The organism is Endozoicomonas sp. SESOKO4, assembly GCF_024606275.1.
The window spans coordinates 1-5,471 of sequence record NZ_JAHHPS010000163.1; the positions used below are offsets into that span (position 1 = coordinate 1).

A 5,471-nucleotide genomic window follows, 5' to 3' on the forward strand; every position below is an offset into this window, starting at 1 on the left:
ACCAATTTATTGCAACCGCAGTAGGACAGCCTTAAGTCCGACAGGCTGCTAGGATTCAGGTTGACATTTTCATGTGAGTCCTGAAAGTGATTAAGTTGCATTATCATTTAGCTCAGCTAATCGCTCCGCTATTCCTGTTACAGGTTCTGAGTCTGGGAGCTCAGAACGCAGTTAAACCCACAACGCCTTCTGGTACAACCTACCCGACAAAAGTATTATGCGACAGCCTTATCGGGCAGCCCTCAGGGGTCCGGCAACGGCTGAGCCAATACAGCGAACTGGTTCGCGGGCGACAATGTGTTGTTCTCAGTGCCGATCCGACAAAGGATTTAGCTCAATTGATCAACGGGCTTCCAGACGACACCGTGATACTGCTCTCCTCCAGCACAACCACTACCATGACGCCTTCTCCTTCCGTTGCTACGGTGGCAGGTAAAACCCCCGTAAATTACTTTGTTGGCAGTGAAATACTTTTAAAGAACGGTCAGGATATTATTGGGGCTGCTGATGATGGTTTCGAGGTCGTCATCATGCCCGATAAAAGTTATTCAAATCGATATATGCTCAGAGTTGGAGACTACGTCGACTTTAAGTTTGCAGAAACAAAAGACAGCAACATAAGACACATAACTTTCCGTGACAATAGCCCTGAAGGCCATACACTTAAACGCGTTAACTCTATTGTTTATGGAGAATGCCATAACCGGAGACTGATTATGGAAAACAACGTATTCCATCTTACAGAATCGATCGGAGTCAGACTTGAATGCAGAGGAACCCTGGATGCATCGGCCAATAATTTACGCACCGGACCGGGCCTGCTGTTTGCCAATAACGCATTTAAAGGCGAAAGCTACAGCCTGATAAGCAACTTAGACTTTATTCCATTGGAAGCATTAGCTGTTTCTTATCCCGGGATCAAGCATCAGTCAGAGAAGCTCACTGTTATTGACAACGTATTCCAAGGCAAGATATCAGAAGTGGGACATTTCACTCTTGGGTCCGGAAGCCGCATGAATATCTTCAGAAACATTATCGACGTCGATAATAGTGGCACAACCTATCACGAATGGATCATGGGACACAGTGCACATAAACATGGCTTCGCTCTCGCGGGTCTTACCGATGAATATGCCGATGCCGATGCCGATTCCGATGCCGACCCCCCTCTCTTCAATGTGGCAGGCAATCGGATCAGCGTAAAAAATACAGCCATTAATATCGATGGAGAACTTAAACTGGCTTTGGCCTGCAATCACCTGCAGGCAGTCAAACCCTGGCGACAAGAACAACATAAATACAGCCTGATCGCCATTGATCCATTCCCTCTGGCAGGCGATTGCAAAAAGCCCCTGAGATTTCACCAAAGAGCCACTAAACCACAATCTGCATTCTGTAAGATTGTCAATACCTGGACGCCTACCAATGGTTCTCCTGCGGGTACTATCAGTGGTCTGACCAACCTCGAGGGGCAGTTCTACTTTAACTCAGCCAGTTGCCAGACAAGCACTTCAACCAGAATCTCTGCTGCTATTAAGGGCACAACCGTCACTATGACCGCTTTGGGAATTATGACCACATTGGCCCTGTTGTTGAATCTGTAACCTGAACTCGCCTCTGCGCTATAAAGAAGCTGCCTCAAAAACAGCAGCCAGCGATATTCCGGACATGTTTTAACATCCTTAATAGATAGGTATAAGTTCATAGGCTAGGATTCAGGTCAGCATTTTCATGGGAGTCCTGAAAATGATTAAGTTGCATCATCATTTAGCTCAATTAATCGCTCCTCTATACCTGTTACAGGTTCTGAGTCCGGAAGCTCAGAACACGACTCAGAACACGACTCAATACACAAGGCCGGCTCAGACAACCCTGCCGCCAACGACGGTATTGTGCGACAACCTTACCAGTCAGACTTCAGGGGTTCAGCGACGGCTAAACCAATACAGTGAACTGGTACGCGGACGACAATGTATTGTTCTTAGTGCCGACCCGAAAGGGGATCTGGCTCAATTGATCAATCGGCTTGGTGATAACACCGTGATACTGCTCTCCTCCGGGACGACCACCACCATGAAACCTTCTTTTTCCGTTACCCCGGTGGTGGGTAAAACCCCTGTTAATTACCTGATTGGCAGTGAGATAATTTTGAAAGACGGTCAGGATATTATCGGGGCAGCAGACAACGGTTTCGAAGTCGTCATCATGCCTGACGGAAGTTATACAGATCAATTTATGGTAAGAGTTGGAGACACCAGTAACTTTCGGTTTGGAGAAACAAAAGACAACAATATAAGACACATAACTTTTCGGCCAACAGGGCCTAAGGGCCTCAGACCCATTCACTCTACTGTTTTCGGGAAATGCTATAACCGGAGACTGATTATAGAAAACAACGTCTTTCATCTTCCGAAAGACAGTGGAGTCAGACTTGATTGCAGTCAATCTCTGGATGCGTCGGCCAATGATATGCGCACCGGGCCGGGCCTGCTGTTTGCCCACAACACAGTAAAAGGCAAAAGCTATAGCCAGGGAGGCAGAGAACTTATTCCAACGGAAGCGGTTACTATTCATCATCCTGACATCAAGCATCAGTCACAGAAGCTCGCTATTATTGACAACATATTTCAGGACAAGATATCAGAAGTGGGAAAGTTCACTCTTGGGCCAGGAAGCAGCATCAATATTTTCAGAAACAGAATCGACGTCGATAATAGAGGCACAAACGCTCATGAAGTGCAAATGGGACATCGTATGCAAAAAAATGGTTTCGCTTTCAAGGGTATTACCGATTCAAATGCCGAACCTCCTCTCTTCAACCTGGCTGGCAATCAAATCCGTGTAAGAAATACAGCCATCAATATCGATGGACAAATGAAACTGGCCCTGGCCTGCAACTACCTGCAGGCAGTCAAACCCTGGCGACAGGAAAAACATCGATACAGCCTTAAAGCCGTTGATCCATTATCTCTGGCAGACCAGTGCAAAAAATCCCTGAGTTCAAGCGTTGGCACAACCAGCCATCCATCTGCACTCTGTCAGATTGTGAATTCCTGGACGGCCATTGATGCCTCCCCGGCTACTGCCTTAAAAGGACTGACCAACCTCGAGGGTCAGCTCTACTTTGACCCGGCCATCTGCCAGGCAGCCCCTTCACACTCTGTTGTTATTACGGGTACAACCGCCACGACGACCGCTTTGGGTATCATGACCACACTGAACTTATTATTGATTCAATAACCAGAGTTTCTCCCGTTTAAAGAAGCTGTTGCAACGCTTTGGTTCCCATGATCCCGGCGTGTGAACATGTGATTTTCCTGAAATATTTTCACGTCCTCAATGGATACGTATAAATGCCAGGATGCCAGTCGACATATTCCCGGGAGTCCTGTAAATGATTATTTTGATGCGTCATTTGGCCCAGTTGTTCGCTCTTCTACTTCTTTCACAGCCCACTGGCCTTCAGGCTCAGAACACAACTCAATTTGTCGCCCCTTTTTCTACATCACCCGCTGCAACAGTGCCATGCAAGACTCTTGCAGGAAATACGACAGGGGTTCAGAAACGGCTAAACCAATACAGCGAACTTGTCCGTGGACGACAATGCATTGTTCTCTATGCCGACCCGACAGAGGATTTAGCTCAATTGATCGAACGGGTTCCGGAAAACACCGTGATACTGCTTTCTTCCAGAACGCCCCCTTCCGGGACGACCCCTTCCATGACGACCCCTACAGTGACGCCTTCTTCCTCTGTTACCTCTGCGACAGGTAAAATCCTGATTAACTACTTTATTGATAGTGAAATAGTTTTGAAAGACGGTCAGGATATTTTTGGGGCTGCTGATGACGGTTTTGAAATTGTCATTTCGCCTGGCGAAAATTTCCCGGATCAATATATGATCGTGGTTGGAAAAAGAAGCACTTTTCAGTTTGGTGAAATAAAAGACAGCTATATAGGCCACCTTACTTTCTGGCCAATTGAACCTAAGGGTTACAACCCTATTCATTCTATTTTTTTTGGGAAATGCTATAGCCGGAGACTGATTATAGAAAACAACGTATTTCATCTTCCAAACTGGATCGGAGTGAGAATTGATTGCTATAGATCTCTGGATGCATCGGCGAGTGGTCTGCGCAGTGGCCCTGGCCTGAAGTTCGTCAATAACACGGTCAAGGGGGAAACCATCCGCGAGTCTAAAGTCACCTACATACCCTTAAGAGGGATATTTATTCAACTTCCAAACATCAAAAACCAGACAGCGGAACTCGCTGTTATCGAGAACACATTCCAGGGAAAGATGGCAGAGGCGGGTGAATTTATTCTTGGACCCGGAGGCCATATGGACATCTTCAGAAACACTGTCGTCATCAACAATACTGGCAAGACATCTCGGGAAATTATTAGAGGAGAAGTTCAACGAACAGGAGGGTTCGGTTTGATTGGTCATACAGATACCAATGCAGAACCTCCTCAATTTAATCTGGTGGGCAATCAGATCGAAGTATCAGATACCGCTATAAGTGTCGAGGCACAGATTGAGCTAACTCTGGCTTGCAACCATCTGCAGGCAGTCAGTCCGTGGCGACAAAAGCAAAAAAAATACAGCCTGAAAGCCATGAATCCATTACCACTGGCCGGTGAGTGCAATAACGCCCTGAGTTCAAACGTTGGCATGACAACCCTTCCACCAACACTTTGCCAGATTGTCAATATCTGGACGGCCATCAATGACTCTTCGGTTACTGCTATCAGCGGACTGACTAACCTTGAGGGTCAGTTCTACTTTGACCCATCAATCTGCCCGACAGTCACTTCACCCCCTGCTGTTATTAGCTCGACACCAGCGGGTCAAAACGACACTGATGAAATTCTCATTTTGTTTGAGTGTCAAAACGTCACTGATGATATTACCAGTTCGTCAGCGGGAAGAACCTCCGCGACGACCGCTTTGGGTATCATGACCACACTGAGCCTGTTATTCATTCAATAACCTGAACCCATTTCTCACGTTTTAAAGAGGCTGTCATAACACTATGGTTCCCATGCTCCCGGCCTGTGAACGTCTGATTTTCTTGAAATATATTCACGATATTAATGGATAGCTACAGATACGTGGACTAGGATTTCTTCTCAGGCTTTCCCGGAAGTTCTGAATATGTCGAAGCCTCATCGTAATTTGATCCGGTTGATAGCTCCTTTATTCCTGTTTCAGGCGCTGGTTCTGCAGGCTCAGACCTCGACCAGCGCACCTGCTACTTTGACGCCTCTTCCAACAGTATCTTGCGGTTCTCTTTCCGGAGAATCGAGGGGGGTCATGCAACGACTACAACAGTATAATGAGCTTGTTCGTGGACGGCAGTGCGTTGTTCTCAGCGCCAAGCCCGCTGATGATTTGAGTGAGTCGATAAAACGGATACCAGAAAATACCGTTATCCTGCTGTCCTCCAGAACCACTTCTCCAACTGTGA

The 5,471-nt window shown here is 46.8% G+C and carries 3 protein-coding genes; all 3 read left to right on the forward strand.

Annotated features, from left to right (window positions below; translation table 11 throughout):
* Positions 1 to 86 precede the first annotated feature (86 nt).
* The 3 genes from KDK16_RS03035 to KDK16_RS03045 all read left to right on the forward strand — a co-directional run bounded on the left by KDK16_RS03035 (position 87) and on the right by KDK16_RS03045 (position 4,993).
* Positions 87 to 1,604 (forward strand): hypothetical protein, encoded by a 1,518-nt coding sequence (locus tag KDK16_RS03035; RefSeq protein WP_257274616.1) that lies wholly within the window; start codon positions 87 to 89, stop codon positions 1,602 to 1,604.
* A 142-nt stretch (positions 1,605 to 1,746) separates the two neighbouring features.
* Positions 1,747 to 3,240, forward strand: coding sequence for a hypothetical protein (locus KDK16_RS03040; RefSeq protein WP_257255517.1), 1,494 nt, complete (start codon positions 1,747 to 1,749; stop codon positions 3,238 to 3,240).
* A gap of 154 nt (positions 3,241 to 3,394) precedes the next feature.
* The gene (locus KDK16_RS03045; RefSeq protein ID WP_257274617.1) at positions 3,395 to 4,993 is read left to right on the forward strand and encodes a hypothetical protein; all 1,599 of its coding nucleotides are present in this window, start codon (positions 3,395 to 3,397) and stop codon (positions 4,991 to 4,993) included.
* Positions 4,994 to 5,471 lie beyond the last annotated feature (478 nt).